Source organism: Cupriavidus sp. C2SS-8b, assembly GCF_057073745.1.
Genome location: NZ_CP172716.1, coordinates 1,159,224 through 1,178,432, shown reverse-complemented (window position 1 = coordinate 1,178,432; position 19,209 = coordinate 1,159,224). Strand labels below are relative to the sequence as shown.

The window sequence follows — 19,209 nt, the reverse complement described above, 5'->3', positions numbered from 1 at the left end:
GAGGTCCTTTACTTCTTCAGCACCAGGTCGCCCGGCAGCGACTCGATGTAGGCAGCGATGTCCTTCAGTTCATTGCGCGTGAACGGGCGCGGCTTGCCGGCCTTGTCCGTGACGGCCGGGTTGGCGTTGACCTGGCCGGCCATGATCGCGTTGGAACGGCCCACCTGCGGCACGCCCGACACCTGGTACGACATCAGCGCGTGGTAGAGATAGTCGGCATGCTGGCCAGCCAGCTTGGGATAGTCCGGAGAAATCGGGGCATTCAGGCCAGCGCCGTGGCAGGCCACGCAATTGCCCTTCTCAACCAGCGCCTTGCCGGCGGAGAGGTCAGCTGCCGAAGCAGTGGCTGCGGAGGCACCCAGCACGAGTGCGCCAATCGCGAACGAAAGCGTCTGAAGCGTCTTCATGGTTGCGGTGTCTCTCACTTCAAGGTGTTGTTCTGCGTACCGGCCTTCTGCTGCGAGTAGTAGGCCGCCAGGTTGGCGATGTCCTGGTCGGTCAGCGACGCGGCAATGCTGCGCATGGTCGGATGCTTGCGATCGCCCTTCTGGTAGCCCTTCAGTGCGTTCTCGATGTACTTGGCGCTCTGGCCGCCGAGCATCGGGACTTCATAGACTTCCGGGAACGACGCACGGTAGCCCGGAATGCCGTGGCATCCGATGCACATTGCAACCTTGTCCTTGGCAGCGTCTCCATTGCCCTTGACTTCCTGTGCCAGCGCTGCCGTTGCAGCCGCGCCCAGCACCACCATCGTGAGGAGCTTTTTCATTGTCTTAGCGGATTGGAAGTTAAACCGTGCGTGACCTGCCCTGCCGGGCGGAGACGGTCTCAGAATGCTTCTGCGGGAAGCCTGGCAGTCGGTGGGGTTGCCGGCTGGCAATCCATCAGACCGTCGCATCCGGTTCGTTGCCGGGATGTGGAACACCATTCTGGGACCACCTCTCGCAATCACCGCGACCCGTCGGACCGCAGGGACTTCTGAACGCGGACTGCCGGATGCTGGAGAACTGGACGTGGGGGCGCGTCAAACCGCCGCATTGTACAGCAGGCGGCACCTGGCAGTCCAGCCGACGACCGGGGAGCAACCCTAATGTCAGCCAGCGCCAACACGAACCGCAAAGGTCTTTTATACTGACCCATCCAGGAATTACGAACGACCGTTCGCGGAACCTGCCGCAGCGATGCCATGGCACCGCTCAGGCCGGTCCGGTTTCCATAATGAAAGCGCGCGTGACAGCGCGAAGAGACTGCACTAAACACGCCGGCCCGGCCTCATCAGGCCAGAATCCCGGCCGTCCACTTCAGGTTGCCTCATGCCAAACACCGCCAACGCTTCCGCCCAAGCCACCTCCGCCCAGCAGGTCAAATTCGAGGGGAGTGACCAGTATGTCGCCACGGATGATCTCAAGCTGGCCGTCAATGCCGCGCGCACGCTGCAGCGTCCGCTGCTGATCAAGGGCGAGCCGGGCACCGGCAAGACCATGCTGGCCGAGGAAGTGGCCGCGGCGCTGGGCATGCCGCTGCTGCAATGGCATATCAAGTCAACCACCAAGGCGCAGCAGGGCCTGTACGAGTACGACGCCGTATCGCGCCTGCGCGATTCGCAGCTTGGCGATGACCGCGTGCACGACATCCGCAACTACATCGTCAAGGGCGTGCTGTGGCAGGCCTTTGAAGCGGACGAGCAGGTGGTGCTGCTGATCGACGAGATCGACAAGGCCGACATCGAATTCCCGAACGACCTGCTGCGCGAACTCGACCGCATGGAGTTCTACGTCTACGAGACGCGCGAACTCGTCAAGGCCAAGCATCGTCCGCTGGTGATCATCACCTCGAACAACGAGAAGGAACTGCCGGACGCGTTCCTGCGCCGCTGCTTCTTCCACTACATCAAGTTCCCGGATGCCGAGACGATGCAGCAGATCGTCGACGTCCACTATCCCGGCATCAAGCGCGAGCTGGTGGCCGCCGCGCTGGAATCGTTCTACGAGATGCGCAACCTCCCGGGCCTGAAGAAGAAGCCGTCGACGTCGGAACTGATCGACTGGCTCAAGCTGCTGATGGCCGAGGACATTCCGGCCGAGGCGCTGCGGAGCCCGGACAAGAAGGCCGCGATCCCGCCGCTGCATGGCGCGCTGCTCAAGAACGAGCAGGATGTGCACCTGTTCGAGCGCCTGGTGTTCATGAACCGCGCCAACCGCTGATGAGCGACTTCATCCAACCCGTCACGCTGTCGGGCCAGCACGCCACGCTCGAGCCGCTGCGGGCCGAGCACGCGCAAGGCCTGCGCGCTGCCGCCGAAGACGGCGAGCTGTGGAAGCTCTGGTACACCACCGTGCCCGCGCCCGATCGCATGGAGGCCGAGATCGCGCGGCGCCTTGGCCTGCAGCAGCAAGGCTCGATGCAGCCGTTCGCGGTGCGCGACGCCAATGGCGAGCTGGCCGGCATGACGACGTACATGAACATCGACGCGGCCAACCGGCGCGTGGAGATCGGCTCGACCTGGTACGCACACCGCGTGCAGCGCACGCGGTTGAACACCGAGTGCAAGCTGATGCTGCTGCGCCATGCGTTCGAACAGCTCGATTGCATCGCCGTCGAGTTCCGCACGCATTGGATGAACCACCAGAGCCGCACGGCCATTGCGCGCCTGGGCGCGAAACAGGACGGCGTGCTGCGCAACCACCTGCGCATGCCCGATGGATCGCTGCGCGACACCGTGGTGTTCTCGATCATCGCCAGCGAATGGCCGGCGGTGCGCAATCACCTGCAATTCCAGCTGGAGCGGCCGCGCTGATGCGCGCCGCCTGCTGCCACTGATCGCGAGGCACCATGCTGATCGATTTCTTCTTCTCGCTGCGCCACGCCAAGCTGCCGGTCTCGGTCAAGGAATACCTGACCATGCTGGAAGCCCTCAAGGCCCAGGTCATCTCGCCGTCGATCGACGAGTTCTACTACCTGTCGCGCATGACGCTGGTCAAGGACGAGAAGCACTTCGACAAGTTCGACCAGACCTTCGGCGCCTATTTCAAAGGCGTGGAAAGCCTGGTCGACTGGAAGTCCGACATTCCGCTCGACTGGCTGCAGAAGACGCTCGAGCGCGAGCTTTCGGCCGAGGAAAAGGCCAAGATCGAGGCCATGGGCGGACTCGACAAGCTCATGGAACGCCTGAAGCAACTGCTCGACGAGCAGAAGGAAAAGCACGAGGGCGGCAACAAGTGGATCGGCACCGGCGGCACCTCGCCGTTCGGTCATGGTGGCTACAACCCGGAGGGCATCCGCATCGGCGGACCGTCCAAGGGCAACCGCACGGCCATCAAGGTATGGGAAGCGCGCACCTACAAGGACTATGACGACCAGGTCGAACTGGGCACGCGCAACATCAAGGTGGCGCTGCGCCGCCTGCGGCGTTTCGCGCGCGAAGGAGCCGACACCGAACTGGACCTGGACGACACCATCCACGCCACGGCCGCCAACGCCGGTCTGCTCGACATCAAGCTGCGGCCCGAGCGCCACAACAAGGTCAAGGTGCTGATGCTGATGGATGTGGGCGGCTCGATGGACGACCACATCAAGCGCGTGGAAGAGTTGTTCTCCGCCACCAAGACCGAGTTCAAGCACCTGGAGTACTACTACTTCCACAACTGCCTGTACGACCACGTGTGGAAGAACAACCGCCGCCGCCATGCGGAAAAGCTGGCGACGTGGGACCTGCTGCACAAGTACACGCCCGACTACAAGATCATCTTCGTCGGCGACGCCACCATGAGCCCGTACGAGATCCTGCAGCCCGGCGGCTCGGTCGAATATAACAATGCCGAGGCCGGCTCGGTGTGGCTGAACCGCATGACCGAGCAGTTCCCGCACTTCGTCTGGCTCAACCCGGAACCGGAAGGCCTGTGGCAATACCGGCAGTCGATCACGGTCATCAACCAGCTGATGAAAGGTCGCATGTATCCCGTCACGCTGGCGGGACTGGAATCGGCGATGAAGGTGTTGTCGAAGTAAGGAAGAAGAAGAGGCGCGGCACAGCGCCTCTTCTTCATTGCGCGCCCACAGTCAGCCGCGCGCGTCGGCGCCTTCCATCAGCCAGGCACGGAAGGTCTGCAGCGCGGGCAGATGCTGCTTGTGCTCGGGATAGCAAAGGTAGTAGCCCTTGTTGCTCAGCACGCGCGCCGGATGCGCGATCACCAGCGCGCCGTTGGCCAGTTCTTCCTCGATCAGGCAACGCGGAATCAGCGCGATGCCAAGACCCGACAGCGCCGCCTGCGTGAGCAGCGAGAACTGGTCGAAGCGCGCGCCGGCCCACGCGTCGCGCGGGGGAACGCCAAGTTCCGCGAACCAGTCCGGCCAGGCTTCGGGCACTGTGGTGTGGTGCAACAGCGGGTACTGCAGCAATGCTTCCGGCGACCTCGCTGGTTCGCCAAGCAAACCGGGCCGGCACACCGGCACGATCTCGCGCCCGATCATGTAGTCCGCCACGCTGCCCGGCCACACGCCCACGCCGAAGCGGATGGCCGCATCCAGTTCGGGCTCCGCAAATACGTAGCCTTGTGCGTGAGGGATGAACTCGAGCTTCACTTCAGGATGGCGCGCGAAGAACTGTGGCAGCCGCGGGATCAGCCACTTGGCGCCGAGCGTCGGCATGCTGGCGATATGGAGGATCCCGGCCTGCTGCTCGCGACCCGCGGCCTCGACCGTGGCGGCCTCGATCTCGTCCAGCGTCGGCCGGATGCGGTCCAGGTAGCGCACCCCGGCCGGGGTCAACTCCAGACGCTGCCGCACCCGTTCAAACAGTTCCACGCCGAGCATGGCTTCCAGGCTGCGCACTTGCTTGCTGACAGCCCCTTGCGTCACATGCAGGTCGCGCGCGGCGGCAGTAAAACTGTTGTGGCGGGCAGCCGCCTCGAACGCCTGCAACTCGGTCATCGACGGCATCATACGCCGCATACATCACCTCAACTTCACGACCAAATGGAATGACCGTGCGATTTTAATTCGTTTGCCGAGGCCTTGCTGGCGCGAGCAGAATCGGGAAACCGTTCTTCTCCCCATTCGCTTCCTTCCTCTTTCGCAATCACCATGCAACGTCGACAAGTCTTCCGCGTTCTCGTCGCGGCCTCGGCCGCTTTTGCCGCCTGCGCCGCGCTGCCCGCCGCCGCCCAGAACCAGTACCCGAGCAAGCCGATCACGCTGGTGGTGCCCTTTCCGGCCGGCGGCACGACCGATATCGTGGCGCGCATCGTCGCCGACAAGCTGAGCCAGCAGCTCGGCCAGACCGTGGTGGTGGACAACCGCGGCGGCGCGGGCGGCAGCATCGGCACCGCCTACCTGGCCAAGGCCGCGCCGGACGGCTACACGCTCGGCATCGCCACGGCATCGACGCACGGCATCAATCCGGCGGTGTACCCGCGGCTCTCCTATGACGCCACCAAGGACTTCACGACCATCACGAACCTGGCCTCCGTGCCCAACGTGATGAGCATCCACCCGTCGGTGAAAGCCACCGACATGAAGTCGTTCATCGCGCTGGCGCAGTCGCAGCCGAACAAGCTGGCCTATGGCTCGGCCGGCAATGGCAGCGTCTCGCACATGATGGGCGAGCTGTTCAAGATGAGCAGCAAGACCGAACTGCTGCACGTGCCTTACAAGGGCGTGGGCCCCGCGCTGAACGACGCGCTGGCCGGCCAGGTCCAGGTGCTGTTCGACAACCTGCCGTCGTCGCTGCCGTTTATCGAAGGCGGCAAGCTGCGTGCGCTGGCCGTGGCTGCGCCTAAGCGCGTGGCGGCACTGCCGAATGTGCCGACCTTCGCCGAACTGGGCCTGCCCGAAGTGAACGACGCCGCGTGGTTCGGCCTGATCGCCCCGGCGAACCTGCCGGCCGAGCTGCAGGGCAAGCTGAACGCGGCAGCGATCAAGGTGCTGGCGTTGCCCGAGGTGAAGGCTAAACTGGAAAAGCTGGGCGCCACGCCGGTGGGCAACTCGCCTGCGCAATTTGCCGCGCAGATCAAGAGCGAAGTGGCCAAGAACAAGCGCGTGGCCGCCGCGGCCAAGATCTCCCTCGACTGATTGCCGCCGCACCATGACCGAAGCCGACCGAAATAACGCGGACAGTCCGTACCAGCTTTACCAGCCGGAAGGCCCGGCGAGCGCGCTGTTCCTGGATTCGCCGCATAGCGCCACCACCTATCCCACGGACTTCCGCCCCGATGCAAGCCTGCCCCTGCCGCTGCTGCGGCAGGCCGAAGATACCTTTGTCGACGAACTCTACGCGGGCGCCCCGGCACGCGGCATTCCGCTGCTGTGCGCGGGCTTTCCGCGCAGCTACCTGGACGCCAACCGCGGACTCGAGGAAATCGACGAAGCCCTGCTCGACGCGCCGTGGCCCGGCGCGAAGCAAGTCACGGCCAAGACCCGTCTCGGCAAGGGCCTGGTCTGGCGCGTGCTCGACACCGGCGAAGCGATCTACGACCGCAAGCTGAGCGTGGAAGAAGTGCAGGCGCGCATCAACCGCTGCTACCTGCCGTACTACGCGCAACTGCAGAAGCTGGCCGATCATGCCGTGGCCGCGCACGGGGCGGCATGGCACATCAACTGCCATTCGATGCCGAGCCAGGCGGCGCAATACGCCACCGAATTTCCAGGGCTGCAGCACCCCGATTTCGTGATCGGCGACCGTGACGGCACCACCTGCGACAAGCGCTTCACCGACCGTGTCGAAGGCGTGCTCAAGGACATGGGCTATGACGTCTGGCGCAACCACCCATACAAGGGCGTGGAGATCGTGCGCGTGGTGGGGCAGCCGCAGACCGGCCGCCACAGTCTGCAGCTCGAGATCAACCGCAAGCTCTACATGGACGAAGCCGGGCTGACCCACACGGCTGGCTTTGCCAGGCTGCGGCACAACCTGAACGCCATGCTCGACGACCTGCTGAAGTTCACGCGGTCCATGCCTGCCCGCGCCCTGCCCTGAGCCGCGGCGCAAGATGCCCGGATGCAGCGCGCTGCATCCGGGTTCATCTCAGTTGCACAACGTAAGGGCTTTCTGATAAAGCCACGCAATGATTGGTGCAAAACAAGAATGGGTAACAAAGTTTAGGAACTTCCCAAGATAGGTTTCCTCTATCATGGCAATCCTTTGCGAACCCATGCTTGCCGGAATGGCAAGACAGACACCGTGATCCGACGAATTTCCAAACTGATCGGCAGCCGCCTCAGCATGCTGGCCGCCGCAGTCACCGGTGCGTTGGTGCTGGCGGGCTGCGCCAATATGCCAGCGGATGGCACCGATGCCGCCAGCCAGTCCGCGGCCGCCGCGGCACCCGCCCGCCCCGCCGCCGCGCCCGCTGCCCCGGCAGCGCCTGCCACTGCCGCAGCCACCGAACCGACCAAGACCATCACCCTGCCCGACCGCGGCCGCGTCAGCCTTGCCGAATACCGCGCGAAGATGCGCGAGCAACTGATGAAGACCGAGAGCGCCACCAGCGACGTCGCCGACTGCGCCGCGCATGCGAGCTGGGTCGTGCCGCGCTCGGCCACCTACGATGCGCTCAAGATCCCTACGGGCGCGCTCGCCAGCGGCCAGGCCACGGTGGAACCGTGGAACGGACGCTTCTCGCCAGGCAAGCAAGCTGTGCCGGTCAACTCCGTGGTGACATTCTCCGCACTGGCCCACAAGCGCCGCGGCGAGGAGCCATGGCAGCAGGTCAAGGTCCGCTGCGGCTATGACGATGGCATGATGCTGGCCTATGAACTGCTGGACAGCAGCGGCGCCACGATCTCGGAACCCGCGGCGGCACCGGCCGTGCAGACCTCCCGCCATGCGTCGTCCGGCAAGAGCCACAAGGGCGCGAAGGGCAAGTCGAAGGGCTCCTCAACGGCATCGGCCAAGAGCAGCGCGTCCGGCAAGTCTTCGGCGAAGGCGTCTTCCTCCTCGTCGAATTCGTCCGGCAAGAGCACGAGCAAGAAGAAGCACTAAGCCGACGGGACCGGCCCATGAAAGAAGGGTTCTTCGGCGAATTGCGGGGCGTCGTTCTTGACGGGCGGGGCTGTTTCGCCGGCGTAGCCGGCGACCTACTTTCTTGTCCAAGCGACAAGAAAGTAGGCAAAGAAACGCGTCGCTTGCCCTAACGTGCGAATATTGATCGTAGCGTGCGAAGAATTTCGTACGGGTATGAGCTTCAGAGTCTGCCCCGCTGCCTGCCGCGTGGTGCGCGTCCGTATGCAGGCTCTCCGGCAATGATTGAACCAGCCCCGAACCTGTCCGTGGCTCGACACTGCCCGCGATATCGCATCATCGCCTTCGGCTGCTGCGCGGCTCAGTAGCCGGTTAGTCGGAGGCATCAACGGCGCAGGTGCTGGTGCTTCCCTTTCCCCTCTGCCATTCCCCTTTGGTTTTCACCGTGCGCTCCCATTCTGTCCTCGGACAGAATGGGACTCGCCGGCTACGCCGGCGAAACAGCCACGCCCGCCAAGAGCGACGAGCCTTTGTCGCTCCCAGCGGCAGTCTCAGCCCAGAAACTCCAGGACAGCCTCCAGCATCGCCGTGCCAAGCAGCGCGCTGCGCGCACCATTCCAGCCAACCACGGCATCGGGCAGGTCGGCGTTGTCCTTGAACGGCATTTCGAGCGTCAGCGACAGGCAGCCGAAGGTGTGGCCGATGTACTTGGACGCCAGCTTGAGCGCGTCGGCGTTGTACTTGCTGGCCGCATAGCCGTGCACGTCCTGGAAGTCGGGCGTGACGCGCTTGAAGGCTTCGATGAAACGCGCCTGCTCGTCGCGCTGCTTCTCGGTAAAGCTCGGCAGCATCTCGCTGCCGGCGACGAAGTTGTAGGGCAGGCCCTCGTCGCCATGGATGTCGAAGAACAGGTCGCAGCCGGTGGCTTCGATCGCGCGGCGCACGTGCCAGACCTCGGGGCTGGTGTCGAGGCTCGGCGTCATCCATTCGCGGTTCAGGTTGGCGCCGGCGGCATTGGTGCGCAGGTTGCCGCGCGCCGAGCCATCGGGGTTCATGTTCGGCACGATATGGAACACGGCGCGTTCGAGCAGCCGGCGCGCGATCGGGTCGTGCGCCCACATGCCGCTGCCCGTCAGGCGCTGCAGCACGCCTTCGCAGAACCATTCGGCCATGCTTTCGCCCGGATGCTGGCGCGCGATCATCCAGATGGTCTTCTTGCCGGGGCCCGGCTGGCCCACGGTGACGCGGGTCAGGTCGCGGCCATCGACGGTGCTGCCGAGGTGCGACAGCTTCGCCAGCGGCGAGCGCTGGCACGTCGCCAGCAGCGACAGGTGCCGCTCTTCCGGATAGGGCTCGAAGTACGCCAGCCACACGCTGTCATGCTCGGGCGTGAATTCGACGGTGAGCACCTGGCCGTCGTAGCGCGTCGGCACGCGGAACCAGTTGGCGCGGTCATACGATGCCACCGCGCGGTAATCGCGCCAGCCATCCGGATAGGTACACTCGCCGGCATTCAGGAACTGCAGCCGGCACGCCTGCCCCGCCGCACCCTGGAGGCGAAAGTGGAACCACTGGCGGAATTCCGCGTGGGAATCGGCGCGGATGCGCAGGCGGATATCGTCGGCATGGTCGAGCGCTTCGACTTCGATCGCGCCGGAATCAAAGTGGGTCGAGATATGCAGGGCGGAAGGCATGACGGGCAGCTCCGTGGATAGGTTCAGTCTTCGAGGCGGCGGCGGAACACCCAGCGGCCGTCGTCGGAAGCGGTGGCATCGAACGCATAGCCGTCTTCGGCAAAGCGCTTGAGCGCGGCCGGCTCCGTGACGCGATGCGTGACCGCATAGCGTGCCATGGTGCCGCGCGCGCGCTTGGCGTGGAACGAGATGATCTTGTAGCGGCCGCCCTTCCAGTCCTCGAACACCGGCGTGATGATGCGCGCATTCAGCACCTTCGGGCGCACCACCTTGAAATACTCTTCCGACGCCAGGTTGACCAGCGTGGGCGCGCCCTCGTGCTTGAGTGCGGCCATGTCGCCGTTAAGCAGCTGCGTGACATCATCGCCCCAGAACGCATAGAGGTCCTTGCCCGCGGCGTTATCGAGGCGCGTGCCCATTTCGAGGCGGTAAGGCTGCATCCGGTCCAGCGGACGCAGCACGCCGTACAGGCCGGACAGGATGCGCACATGCTTCTGCGCGAAGCCGAGGTCTTCGTCCGACAGGCTCTTCGCATCGAAGCCGTCGTAGACGTCGCCGTTGAAGGCCAGCACCGCCTGCTTGCTGTTGGCGGCGGTGAACGACTCTGACCAGTCCGCGTAGCGCGTGACGTTGAGCACCGCGAGCTTGTCGGAGATGTCCATCAGCGCACCCACGTCCTGCGGCGCGAGCTTGCGCAGGCGCTCGATCAGCGCGGCGGAACGGTCGATGAAACGGGGCAGCGTATGGGTCTTGATGCGCGCGGGTGTCTCGTAGTCCAGGGACTTCGCGGGAGACAGGACGATGAGCATGGCAAAATTGCGGGAAACACAAAGCCAAGATTGTAGCGAATGACCAACCCGACTTCCGGCAACACTTCCCGCGACACTGCCGCGCCCAGCCACGCCGACATCACACCCGCCGCCAGCCCTGCCCCGCGCGTGGTGCTGGATTCCAATATCTGGGTCGACTTGCTGGTGTTCGGCGACCCGCACTGCACGCCGATCCGCGCGGCACTGGAAGCCGGCACCATCGCCCCGGTGATCCGCGCCGACTGCCGCGAAGAACTGCGCCGTGTGCTGGCCTATCCGCAATTCGCGCGCTTTGCCGTCGATATCGACGCGGCGCTCGCGGTGGTGGACCGCTTCAGCACGCTGGAGCCGCTGCCCGCGCAGGAAGAAGCCGACGCCATCCGGCTGCCGCGCTGCAAGGACACCGACGACCAGAAGTTCGTCGAGCTTGCGCACTTCTCGCGGGCCGCCTGCCTGGTGTCGAAGGACAAGGCCGTGCTCAAGCTCCGCACCCGCCTGCGCCGCTCGAGCGGCGTGGAAGTGATGACGCCGCCCGCGTTCGGCCAGTGGCTGGCCGCGCTTCCGGCCGCAGCCTGATCGCGCCGAATCCCTTTAGAATGGCCGCTGTTGCCGCCGCTGTTGCCACTTTGGCCCGACCCTGCAGGCCGTTTTCCGCCATCGCACCTCAACGTTGCAGCCCATGTCCGCAGACTCCACCCTCGCCCCACTGACGCCGCCCGCATCGCGCCTGCCCTCGGTCGGCACCACGATCTTCACCGTGATGTCGGCGCTGGCCGCCGAGAAGAACGCTGTCAACCTGGGACAAGGATTTCCGGATTTCGATTGCGATCCGCGCATCGTCGATGCCGTGACCGACGCCATGCGCGCCGGCCACAACCAGTACCCGCCGATGGCCGGCGTGCCGCGCCTGCGCCAGGCCATTGCCGACAAGATCGCCACGCTGTACGGCCATCGCTACAGCTGGGAAAGCGAGATCACCGTCACGGCTGGCGCCACGCAGGGCATCCTCACGGCCATCCTGTGCGCGGTGCATCCTGGCGACGAGGTGATCGTGCTGGAACCATGCTACGACAGCTACTTGCCTGCCATCGAGCTGGCCGGCGCGACCGCCGTGCCCGTCACGCTCGAAGCACCGTCGTTCCGCGTGCCGTTCGACCGCCTGGCGGCAGCCATCACGCCGCGCACGCGGATGATCCTCATCAACACGCCGCACAACCCGACGGGGACGATCTGGCGTGCTGCCGACATGGACAAGCTGGCGCAACTGCTTGCCGGCACCGACATCCTGCTGCTGTCGGACGAGGTCTACGAGCACATGGTCTATGACGGCCAGCCCCACGCCTCGGTCTCGCGCCATCCGGAACTGGCACGGCGCAGCTTCGTGATTTCGAGCTTCGGCAAGACCTACCACGTGACAGGCTGGAAGGTCGGCTACGTGGCCGCACCCGCGGCGCTGTCGGCGGAATTCCGCAAGGTCCACCAGTTCAATGTGTTCACCGTGAATACGCCGGTACAGCACGGCCTGGCCGACTACATGGCCGACCCGGCGCCGTACCTCGAACTGTCCGCCTTCTACCAGGCCAAGCGCGACTACTTCCGCGCCGGGTTGGCCAACACGCGCTTCAAGTTGCTGCCGTCCGAAGGCACGTATTTCCAGTGCGTGGATTACTCCGCGATCTCCGATCTGAGCGAAGCCGACTTCTCGATGTGGCTGACGCGCGAGATCGGCGTGGCGGCGATCCCGGTCTCGGCCTTCTACACGCAGCCGCGTGAATCAGGCGTGGTGCGCTTCTGCTATGCCAAGAAGGAAGAGACGCTGGCACTGGCATTGGAGCGCCTGGCGAAGCTCTGAGAGCCGTACAGCAGAGACAGAGACGGGATCGTTACGCCGAACTCAAGCAGCGCATCCTCAGGCGGCGCGACGCGAAGGATCGACCCCTTCCAGGCGCACGCTGCGCTCCAACGGGAAGATGACGCGGAACACACTGCCCCGCCCCACTTCGCTGCTCACGCGCAGTTCGGCATGGTGGCGCGAGACCACATGCTTGACGATGGCCAGGCCAAGGCCGGTGCCGCCGGTATCGCGCGAACGGCTGCGATCGACACGATAGAAGCGCTCGGTCAGGCGGGGAATATGCTCAGGCGCAATGCCGAGACCGGTATCGGCCACCGAGAACACGGCATGCCCGTCCTCCCAGCCGAGCCGGATCGTGATGCGCCCGCCGGCCGGCGTGTAGCGCACGGCATTCGAAACCAGGTTGCCCAGCGCCGACATCAGTTCCATCTCGGTACCGCGCAGGCCGACGGTAGGGTCGATCTCGGAAACGATCTCGTGGCGCTCCTGCGACAACGCTTCCGCGTCGTGCACCAAATGGCTCGTCAGTTCACGGACCGGCACCAGGTCCTGCCCGGGCGCGTTCCCGTCGCTTTCAAGCTTGGCCAGGGCCAGCAGGTCCTCCACGATGCTTTGCATGCGCATGGACTGCACCAGCATCATGTCGACATAGCGCCGCCGGTCTTCCTCGGACACCGGCAAGTCCCGCACGGTCTCCAGAAAGCCGGTCAACACGGTCAGCGGCGTCTTCAGCTCATGCGATACGTTGGCCACGAAGTCGCGCCGCATGGCCTCGGTGTTCTCCAGCTTGGTGATGTCCTGCGTGATGACCAGCTTGCGGTTGTCGCCATAGGGCAGCACCTGCACCGAGATCACGCCCTGCTTGTGCTCGCCCATGTCGCGCATCGACAGCGGCTCGTCGAAACGCTGGCGCGTCAGGTAGTGGACGAACTCGGGACGGCGGATCAGGTGCGTGATGCGCTGGCGCACATCGCGCCGCGCGTTCAGGCCGAAATGCTGCTCGGCCACGTCATTGCACCACTCGATCTGGTCGGCATCATCGAGCATCAGCACGCCGTTTGGCGAGGCCTGGATGGCCTGGATAAAGCGCGTGTGCTGCTGCTCGACCTGCAGGACCTGCAGGCGCCAGCGCTTGACCAGCCTGTGCAGGCGATAGTAGACCTCGCCCCAGAGACCGAGCGCACTGGGAATCTCGCCATACGCCGGCGCGTCCAGGACCTTCCACAGCCGGTTGATCTGGTAGAGATGGAAGGCCACCAGGCATACCAGTGAAGCACTCATCACGGCCAGCGCAGGCACCGCGCCCGCCACGAAATAGGCTCCGACGGCAACCACCACCAGGCTGATCAGGATGGCCGCGGAGCGGGCCCAGATGACATTCATGCGCGCAAAAGAAACTCAGGAGCCCGGAGTCCGGGCAGATGGCCGCAGAGCCGCCGTTTTGCGGCAGAGTTTGCCACGAATTCGTGACGACTGGCCATGCAGCGCTGGCCAGGCGCGCATTCAGTTGCCCGGCGTACGGGCCAGCCGATAGCCGCTTCCCCGCACCGTTTCGATCATATTGCTATAGCCGCCGGGCGTCAGCGCCGCACGCAGGCGCTTGATATGCACATCGACGGTACGCTCTTCGACGAAGACATGGTCGCCCCAGACGTGGTCGAGCAGTTGCGAGCGGCTATGCACGCGCTCCGGATGGGTCATCAGGAAGTGCAGCAGGCGGAACTCGGTCGGACCGAGATCGAGCTTGATCAGGCCTGCGTTGTCTTCACCGGTCACACGGTGCGTGGCCGGATCCAGCCGCAGGCCGTTGATCGCCACCACATCATCGGTAAGCTGCGGCGCACGACGGCGCAGCACGGCCTTGATGCGCGCAAGGAGTTCCTTGGGCGAGAACGGCTTGGTGACGTAGTCGTCCGCACCGGCCTCAAGGCCCATCACCTTGTCCTGCTCCTCGCTGCGTGCGGTGAGCATGATGATGGGAATCTGCTTGGTGCGTTCGTTGGCACGCAGCTCTTTGGCGAAGATTGCGCCTGACTTGCCCGGAAGCATCCAGTCCAGCAATACCAGGTCGGGCAGCACGTCGCTCATCAGCGACAGCGCCTGCTCGGCGTTATAGGCACGGATCGGATAGTGCCCCGCGTGCTGCAGGTTGACGGCGATCAGCTCGGCGATCGCCGGTTCGTCTTCGACAACGAGAATACTGCTTGGCATGTGTGTGTTTCTCCGGAGGTGCGGCTCAGCTCAGGGCTTCGCGCTCCATGTCCTCACGCGATACGTGGCGGACATCGGTCCCCTTGACGATATAGATGATGAACTCGGCAATGTTCTTGGCGTGGTCGCCGATGCGCTCGACCGCCTTGGCCACGAACAGGAAGTCCAGCGCGACCGAAATCGTTCGCGGGTCTTCCATCATGTACGTAATCAGCTTGCGCACAAAGCCGCGGAATTCCTCGTCGATGGCCTTGTCGTCCTTGACGATGCTCGCGGCCGCCACGGTATCCAGGCGGGCAAAGGCGTCCAGCGCCTGGCGCAGCAGCGAGATGGCCATCTCGCCCGACAGCTTCACTTCGGCGTAATTGATATTATGCGCCGCCGCGTCTTCCATGATGTGCTTGGTGCGCTTGGCGATCTTCTCGGCCTCGTCCCCTGCGCGCTCCAGGTTCGTGATGGTCTTGGAGATCGCCATCACCAGGCGCAGGTCGCGCGCAGTCGGCTGGCGGCGCGCGATGATGTTGCCGCAGTCGGCGTCGATCTCGACTTCCAACGCATTGAGCTGCTGCTCGCGCGCGATGACCTGGTCGGCCAGCGCGCCATCGAAGTCGGCCAGCGCGCGCATGGCGAGCTGGATCTGCGACTCGACCAGGCCACCCATCTGCAGCAGCTTGGTGTTGATGGCATTGAGGTCGGCGTCGAATTGCGTTGACAGGTGCTTTTCAGGCATGTTTATCTCCAGACCGCGAAGGGTTTCCGGGGAGTTGGCGTGGCACGGCGGCCGGCATCAGCCGAACCGGCCGGTAATGTAGTCTTCGGTTTCCTTGCGGTGCGGCTTGATGAAGATCTTCTCGGTCTCGCCGAATTCGATCAGTTCGCCCAGGTACATGTAGGCGGTGTAGTCCGAGCAACGCGCGGCCTGCTGCATATTGTGGGTCACGATCACCACCGTATATTCGTCTTTCAGCTCGGCGATCAGTTCCTCGATGCGGCCCGTGGAGATCGGGTCCAGCGCCGAGCACGGCTCGTCGAGCAGCAGGACTTCGGGGCGGATGGCAATGCCGCGCGCGATGCACAGTCGCTGCTGCTGGCCGCCCGAGAGGCCATAGCCGGACTGGTGCAGCTTGTCCTTGGCCTCGTTCCACAGCGCGGCCTTGGACAGTGCCCACTCAACGCGGTCATCCATTTCGGAACGCGACAGCTTCTCGAACAGGCGCACGCCAAAAGCGATGTTGTCGTAGATCGACATCGGGAACGGCGTCGGTTTCTGGAACACCATGCCGACCTTGGCGCGCAGCAGCGCGATGTCCTGGCGGCTGGTCAGCAGGTTCTCGCCGTCCATGTTGATCTCGCCCTCGGCACGCTGCTCGGGGTAGAGGCCGTACATCTTGTTGAACGTGCGCAGCAGCGTGGACTTGCCGCAGCCCGACGGGCCGATAAAGGCCGTCACCTTGCGGTCCGGAATCGACATGTTGATGTTCTTCAAGGCATGGAACTGGCCATAGAAGAAGTTCAGGTTGCGCACGTCGATCTTGGAGCGCACGGCGTCGGGAATATCAATGACAGTCGAGGTCATGCTGGTTCTCGCTTGGAATTCAGGTCCGGTCCGATTCCGGTTCTGGAATCGCGCGCCGGTCATTATTTCTTGAACAGGATGCGCGCCAGGATATTGAGCGCGAGCACGCCGATCGTGATCAGGAACACGCCTGCCCAGGCCAGTTGCTGCCACTCCGTGAACGGGCTCATGGCAAAGCGGAAAATGGTAACGGGCAGGTTCGCCATCGGCTTGTTCAGGTCGCTGGTCCAGAACTGGTTGGACAGCGCGGTGAATAGCAGCGGCGCGGTTTCGCCGGCAATACGCGCCACGGCCAGCAGCACGCCGGTCACGATGCCGGCATACGAGGACTTGACCGTGATCGACAGCACCATCTTCCACTTCGGCGTACCGAGCGCGAAGGCGGCTTCACGCAGCGCATTCGGCACCAGGTTCAGCATGTTCTCGGTCGTGCGCACCACGATCGGAATCTGCAGCAGCGCCAGCGCGCACACGCCCGCCCAGCCGGAAAAATGGCCCATGCGGGTCACCACCAGTGCGTAGACGAACAGGCCGATCACGATCGACGGCGCCGACAGCAGGATGTCGTTGATAAAGCGGATCAGGCTGGCCAGCGGCGAGGACTTGCCATACTCGGCCAGGTAGATGCCTGCCAGGATGCCCAGCGGCGTGCCGAGCAGCGTGGCCAGCGCCACCATCACGAAGCTGCCGTAGATCGCGTTGGCCAGGCCGCCACCGGCGGTATTCGGCGCCGGCGTCATCTGCGTGAACAGGTCCAGCGACAGGCCGCCCACGCCCAGCGTGACGGTGGTGAACAGGATCCACGCCAGCCAGAACAGGCCGAAGATCATGGCGCCCAGCGAGGCCGTCAATGCGATCAGGTTCATGCGGCGTCGGCGCGCTTGCAGGCGCGTGCGCACGGCATCGGCGTCGGGCCGCACGGCCGGGATCGATGCGGAAGACACGGTGTGGCTGGCCTGGTTCATTTTCCACCCTCATTCTTTGCCAGTCGCAGCAGCAGCAGCTTGGACAGCGCCAGCACCACGAATGTGATGAAGAACAGGATCAGCCCCAGTTCCATCAGCGCCGCCGTGTGCAGGCCTGCACCGGCTTCCGCGAATTCGTTGGCCAGTGCGGACGTGATGCTGTTGCCCGGTGAAAACAGCGATGCGTTGTCGAGCAGGTTGGTATTGCCGATCACGAAGGTGACGGCCATGGTTTCGCCCAGCGCTCGGCCAAGGCCGAGCATGACGCCGCCGATCACGCCGGCGCGGGTATAGGGCAGGACCACGTTCCACATCACTTCCCAGGTGGTGCAGCCCACGCCGTAGGCGGATTCCTTGAGCAGCACCGGGGTGACTTCAAACACGTCGCGCATCACCGAGGCGATGTACGGAATGATCATGATCGCGAGGATGACGCCCGCGCACAGCAGGCCGATGCCCAGCGGGGCGCCCTGGAACAGCTTGCCGATCAGCGGGAGCTGGCCGACCGTGGCGGCGAGCGGCTTCTGGAAGTACTCGCCGAAGAGCGGCGCGAACACCAGCAGGCCCCACATGCCGTAGACGATCGACGGCACGGCGGCCAGCAGTTCGATCGCGGTGCCCAGCGGGCGGCGCAGCCAGGCCGGCGAAAGCTCGGTGAGGAACAGCGCGATGCCGAAGCTGACCGGCACGGCAATGATCAGTGCGATCAGCGAAGTCACGAGCGTGCCGTAGATCGGCACGAGCGCGCCATAGACGTCTGCGGGGGGATCCCACTCCGCAGTCCAGAGGAAGCGACCGCCGAATGTCTGGATCGAAGGCCAGGCGCTGATCGCCAGCGACACGATGATGCCGCCCAGCAGGAGCAGCGTCACGATGGCGGCCCCGCGTGTCAGGCCGCCGAACAGGATGTCGCCAATGCGGCTGGGCGGCCGTACGGCAGAGAGATCGGACGAAGTCGCCATGGTGCAGAGAATACGGTCGATGATTTGGCAGGCGCCGGCGGCACGCCGCCGGGCCACTCAGGCAGCCGCGGCACATGCCGCGGACGCCTGCCATGCAAGCGGACAGTGGCTTAGTACAGCGCCTTGCCCGAAGCGTCCTTGACGCTGGTCTTCCAGGTGGTGCGGATCTGGTTCACGACCGCTTCCGGCAGCGGCACGTAATCCAGGTCGGCGGCCATGTTGCCGCCGCTCTTGTAGGCCCAGTCGAAGAACTTCAGCACTTCAGCACCCTGCGCCGACTTTTCCTGGTTCTTGTGGACGAGGATGAAAGTCGCACCGGCGATCGGCCATGCGGTCTTGCCCGGCTGGTTGGTCAGGATCTGGTAGTAGCTCTTGCTCCAGTCCGCGCCGGCGGCGGCGGCCTTGAAGGCGTCGTCACCCGGCTGGACCACGGCACCCGACGCGTTCTTCATGTTCAGGTGGGTCATCTTGTTCTGCTTGGCGTAGGCGTATTCGACATAGCCGATTGCGCCGTTCAGACGCTGCACGAACGCGGCCACGCCTTCGTTGCCCTTGCCGCCGGTGCCACCGCCCGGCCAGTTGACCGTGGTGCCCTCGCCCACCGACTTCTGCCAGTCGGGGCTCACCTTCGATAGGTAGTTGGTGAAGATGAAGGTCGTGCCCGAGCCGTCAGCGCGGCGCACCGGCAGGATGTCCTGGCTCGGCAGCTTGGCGTGCGGGTTCAGCGCCTTGATGGCCGGATCGTCCCACTTCTTGATCTTGCCCAGGTAGATGTTGGCCAGCACTTCGCCGGTGATGGTGAGTTCGCCCGGCTTCACGCCTTGCAGGTTGATCACCGGCACCACGCCGCCGATCACCGTCGGGAACTGGACCAGACCCTGCTTGCTCAGGTCCTCGTCCTTCAGCGGCGCGTCGGAAGCGCCGAAATCGACCGTCTTGGCGCCAATCTGCTTGATGCCGCCCGACGAACCGATGGATTGATAGTTGACCTTGTTACCCGTTGCCTTTTGGTAGGCATCGGCCCACTTGGAATACACGGGCGCCGGGAAGGAAGCGCCTGCACCGGTAATTTCCGCCGCGAACGCAGTACCCGCTACGACCATCGAAACGATGCCTGCCACGGCAGTCTTGACCAGCTTCATATGTCCTCCAGAGAACATTGGTTGGGAATGACAAATTT

20 protein-coding genes are annotated in these 19,209 nt (G+C 64.4%); 8 read left to right on the top strand and 12 right to left on the bottom strand.

Annotated features, from left to right (window positions below; all coding sequences use genetic code 11):
• Window positions 1-8: 8 nt before the first annotated feature.
• Together ACIGJB_RS05445 and ACIGJB_RS05440 are read right to left on the bottom strand one after the other, a co-directional pair.
• On the bottom strand, window positions 9-407 hold the full coding sequence (locus ACIGJB_RS05445; RefSeq protein WP_483710976.1) for a c-type cytochrome: 399 nt from the start codon (window positions 405-407) through the stop codon (window positions 9-11).
• 14 nt (window positions 408-421) lie between these two features.
• Window positions 422-769, bottom strand: a complete 348-nt coding sequence (locus ACIGJB_RS05440; protein WP_483731734.1) for a c-type cytochrome — start codon at window positions 767-769, stop codon at window positions 422-424.
• A gap of 544 nt (window positions 770-1,313) precedes the next feature.
• On the opposite strand from ACIGJB_RS05440, the gene ACIGJB_RS05435 reads away from it, so the two are divergent.
• The 3 genes from ACIGJB_RS05435 to ACIGJB_RS05425 are packed head-to-tail and all read left to right on the top strand — an operon-like array spanning window position 1,314 to window position 4,008.
• Entirely contained in the window at window positions 1,314-2,204 is an 891-nt protein-coding gene (locus ACIGJB_RS05435; protein ID WP_483731733.1) for an AAA family ATPase, read from the top strand.
• The gene (locus ACIGJB_RS05430; RefSeq protein WP_483731732.1) at window positions 2,204-2,797 is read left to right on the top strand and encodes a GNAT family N-acetyltransferase; all 594 of its coding nucleotides are present in this window, start codon (window positions 2,204-2,206) and stop codon (window positions 2,795-2,797) included. The genes ACIGJB_RS05435 and ACIGJB_RS05430 overlap by 1 nt, the downstream gene beginning before the upstream one ends.
• 35 nt (window positions 2,798-2,832) lie before the next feature.
• Window positions 2,833-4,008: a vWA domain-containing protein gene (locus ACIGJB_RS05425; RefSeq protein WP_483731731.1), complete on the top strand. Its 1,176-nt coding sequence runs from the start codon at window positions 2,833-2,835 to the stop codon at window positions 4,006-4,008.
• Window positions 4,009-4,059: 51 nt separating this feature from the next.
• Here the strand turns inward: ACIGJB_RS05425 and ACIGJB_RS05420 are convergent, their stop codons facing one another.
• Window positions 4,060-4,950 carry a LysR substrate-binding domain-containing protein gene (locus ACIGJB_RS05420; RefSeq protein ID WP_483731730.1) on the bottom strand — a complete coding sequence of 297 codons (891 nt, stop codon included), beginning with the start codon at window positions 4,948-4,950 and terminating at the stop codon, window positions 4,060-4,062.
• A 132-nt stretch (window positions 4,951-5,082) separates the two neighbouring features.
• Here ACIGJB_RS05420 and ACIGJB_RS05415 point away from each other — a divergent pair, with 132 nt between their 5' ends.
• The 3 genes from ACIGJB_RS05415 to ACIGJB_RS05405 all read left to right on the top strand — a co-directional run bounded on the left by ACIGJB_RS05415 (window position 5,083) and on the right by ACIGJB_RS05405 (window position 7,978).
• A complete protein-coding gene (locus ACIGJB_RS05415; protein WP_483731729.1) occupies window positions 5,083-6,069 on the top strand; it encodes a tripartite tricarboxylate transporter substrate binding protein BugE in 987 nt (328 codons plus the stop codon).
• A gap of 13 nt (window positions 6,070-6,082) precedes the next feature.
• Window positions 6,083-6,973, top strand: coding sequence for an N-formylglutamate amidohydrolase (locus tag ACIGJB_RS05410; protein ID WP_483731728.1), 891 nt, complete (start codon window positions 6,083-6,085; stop codon window positions 6,971-6,973).
• 204 nt (window positions 6,974-7,177) lie between these two features.
• Window positions 7,178-7,978, top strand: coding sequence for a BspC domain-containing protein (locus ACIGJB_RS05405; protein ID WP_483731727.1), 801 nt, complete (start codon window positions 7,178-7,180; stop codon window positions 7,976-7,978).
• 530 nt (window positions 7,979-8,508) lie between these two features.
• On the opposite strand, the gene ACIGJB_RS05400 is transcribed toward ACIGJB_RS05405, so the two are convergent.
• Together ACIGJB_RS05400 and yaaA are read right to left on the bottom strand one after the other, a co-directional pair.
• Complete coding sequence (locus ACIGJB_RS05400; protein WP_483731726.1) at window positions 8,509-9,651, bottom strand: M14 family metallopeptidase; 1,143 nt, start codon at window positions 9,649-9,651, stop codon at window positions 8,509-8,511.
• A 23-nt stretch (window positions 9,652-9,674) separates the two neighbouring features.
• A complete protein-coding gene (gene yaaA / locus ACIGJB_RS05395; protein ID WP_483731725.1) occupies window positions 9,675-10,460 on the bottom strand; it encodes a peroxide stress protein YaaA in 786 nt (261 codons plus the stop codon).
• A 39-nt stretch (window positions 10,461-10,499) separates the two neighbouring features.
• Here yaaA and ACIGJB_RS05390 point away from each other — a divergent pair, with 39 nt between their 5' ends.
• Both ACIGJB_RS05390 and ACIGJB_RS05385 read left to right on the top strand, forming a co-directional pair.
• Window positions 10,500-11,036 (top strand): putative toxin-antitoxin system toxin component, PIN family, encoded by a 537-nt coding sequence (locus tag ACIGJB_RS05390; RefSeq protein ID WP_483731724.1) that lies wholly within the window; start codon window positions 10,500-10,502, stop codon window positions 11,034-11,036.
• 103 nt (window positions 11,037-11,139) lie between these two features.
• The gene (locus tag ACIGJB_RS05385; RefSeq protein WP_483731723.1) at window positions 11,140-12,312 is read left to right on the top strand and encodes a pyridoxal phosphate-dependent aminotransferase; all 1,173 of its coding nucleotides are present in this window, start codon (window positions 11,140-11,142) and stop codon (window positions 12,310-12,312) included.
• Window positions 12,313-12,369: 57 nt separating this feature from the next.
• On the opposite strand, the gene phoR is transcribed toward ACIGJB_RS05385, so the two are convergent.
• From phoR to pstS, 7 genes are all read right to left on the bottom strand, one after another.
• On the bottom strand, window positions 12,370-13,698 hold the full coding sequence (gene phoR, locus ACIGJB_RS05380) for a phosphate regulon sensor histidine kinase PhoR (RefSeq protein WP_483731722.1): 1,329 nt from the start codon (window positions 13,696-13,698) through the stop codon (window positions 12,370-12,372).
• A gap of 120 nt (window positions 13,699-13,818) precedes the next feature.
• A complete protein-coding gene (gene phoB / locus ACIGJB_RS05375; RefSeq protein WP_483731721.1) occupies window positions 13,819-14,526 on the bottom strand; it encodes a phosphate regulon transcriptional regulator PhoB in 708 nt (235 codons plus the stop codon).
• 25 nt (window positions 14,527-14,551) lie between these two features.
• Complete coding sequence (phoU, locus tag ACIGJB_RS05370) at window positions 14,552-15,256, bottom strand: phosphate signaling complex protein PhoU (protein ID WP_483731720.1); 705 nt, start codon at window positions 15,254-15,256, stop codon at window positions 14,552-14,554.
• Between the two features lie 57 nt (window positions 15,257-15,313).
• Window positions 15,314-16,102 carry a phosphate ABC transporter ATP-binding protein PstB gene (gene pstB / locus ACIGJB_RS05365; protein ID WP_483708561.1) on the bottom strand — a complete coding sequence of 263 codons (789 nt, stop codon included), beginning with the start codon at window positions 16,100-16,102 and terminating at the stop codon, window positions 15,314-15,316.
• 62 nt (window positions 16,103-16,164) lie between these two features.
• A complete protein-coding gene (gene pstA / locus ACIGJB_RS05360; RefSeq protein WP_483731719.1) occupies window positions 16,165-17,067 on the bottom strand; it encodes a phosphate ABC transporter permease PstA in 903 nt (300 codons plus the stop codon).
• Window positions 17,064-18,029 carry a phosphate ABC transporter permease PstC gene (pstC, locus tag ACIGJB_RS05355; protein WP_483731718.1) on the bottom strand — a complete coding sequence of 322 codons (966 nt, stop codon included), beginning with the start codon at window positions 18,027-18,029 and terminating at the stop codon, window positions 17,064-17,066. The genes pstA and pstC overlap by 4 nt, the downstream gene beginning before the upstream one ends.
• Before the next feature lie 110 nt (window positions 18,030-18,139).
• Window positions 18,140-19,171 carry a phosphate ABC transporter substrate-binding protein PstS gene (pstS, locus tag ACIGJB_RS05350; RefSeq protein ID WP_483731717.1) on the bottom strand — a complete coding sequence of 344 codons (1,032 nt, stop codon included), beginning with the start codon at window positions 19,169-19,171 and terminating at the stop codon, window positions 18,140-18,142.
• Window positions 19,172-19,209: the final 38 nt, after the last annotated feature.

Excerpts from the sequence above, each read along its gene's own strand:
- phoR (WP_483731722.1), bottom strand. The coding sequence starts at position 13,698 with ATGAATGTCATCTGGGCCCGCTCCGCGGCCATCCTGATCAGCCTGGTG.
- ACIGJB_RS05420 (WP_483731730.1), bottom strand. The coding sequence starts at position 4,950 with ATGCGGCGTATGATGCCGTCGATGACCGAGTTGCAGGCGTTCGAGGCG.
- ACIGJB_RS05410 (WP_483731728.1), top strand. The coding sequence starts at position 6,083 with ATGACCGAAGCCGACCGAAATAACGCGGACAGTCCGTACCAGCTTTAC.
- ACIGJB_RS05400 (WP_483731726.1), bottom strand. The coding sequence starts at position 9,651 with ATGCCTTCCGCCCTGCATATCTCGACCCACTTTGATTCCGGCGCGATC.
- ACIGJB_RS05440 (WP_483731734.1), bottom strand. The coding sequence starts at position 769 with ATGAAAAAGCTCCTCACGATGGTGGTGCTGGGCGCGGCTGCAACGGCA.
- ACIGJB_RS05390 (WP_483731724.1), top strand. The coding sequence starts at position 10,500 with ATGACCAACCCGACTTCCGGCAACACTTCCCGCGACACTGCCGCGCCC.
- pstS (WP_483731717.1), bottom strand. The coding sequence starts at position 19,171 with ATGAAGCTGGTCAAGACTGCCGTGGCAGGCATCGTTTCGATGGTCGTA.
- ACIGJB_RS05445 (WP_483710976.1), bottom strand. The coding sequence starts at position 407 with ATGAAGACGCTTCAGACGCTTTCGTTCGCGATTGGCGCACTCGTGCTG.
- phoU (WP_483731720.1), bottom strand. The coding sequence starts at position 15,256 with ATGCCTGAAAAGCACCTGTCAACGCAATTCGACGCCGACCTCAATGCC.
- ACIGJB_RS05430 (WP_483731732.1), top strand. The coding sequence starts at position 2,204 with ATGAGCGACTTCATCCAACCCGTCACGCTGTCGGGCCAGCACGCCACG.
- ACIGJB_RS05425 (WP_483731731.1), top strand. The coding sequence starts at position 2,833 with ATGCTGATCGATTTCTTCTTCTCGCTGCGCCACGCCAAGCTGCCGGTC.
- ACIGJB_RS05435 (WP_483731733.1), top strand. The coding sequence starts at position 1,314 with ATGCCAAACACCGCCAACGCTTCCGCCCAAGCCACCTCCGCCCAGCAG.
- pstB (WP_483708561.1), bottom strand. The coding sequence starts at position 16,102 with ATGACCTCGACTGTCATTGATATTCCCGACGCCGTGCGCTCCAAGATC.
- phoB (WP_483731721.1), bottom strand. The coding sequence starts at position 14,526 with ATGCCAAGCAGTATTCTCGTTGTCGAAGACGAACCGGCGATCGCCGAG.
- ACIGJB_RS05385 (WP_483731723.1), top strand. The coding sequence starts at position 11,140 with ATGTCCGCAGACTCCACCCTCGCCCCACTGACGCCGCCCGCATCGCGC.
- ACIGJB_RS05415 (WP_483731729.1), top strand. The coding sequence starts at position 5,083 with ATGCAACGTCGACAAGTCTTCCGCGTTCTCGTCGCGGCCTCGGCCGCT.
- pstC (WP_483731718.1), bottom strand. The coding sequence starts at position 18,029 with ATGGCGACTTCGTCCGATCTCTCTGCCGTACGGCCGCCCAGCCGCATT.
- yaaA (WP_483731725.1), bottom strand. The coding sequence starts at position 10,460 with ATGCTCATCGTCCTGTCTCCCGCGAAGTCCCTGGACTACGAGACACCC.
- pstA (WP_483731719.1), bottom strand. The coding sequence starts at position 17,067 with ATGAACCAGGCCAGCCACACCGTGTCTTCCGCATCGATCCCGGCCGTG.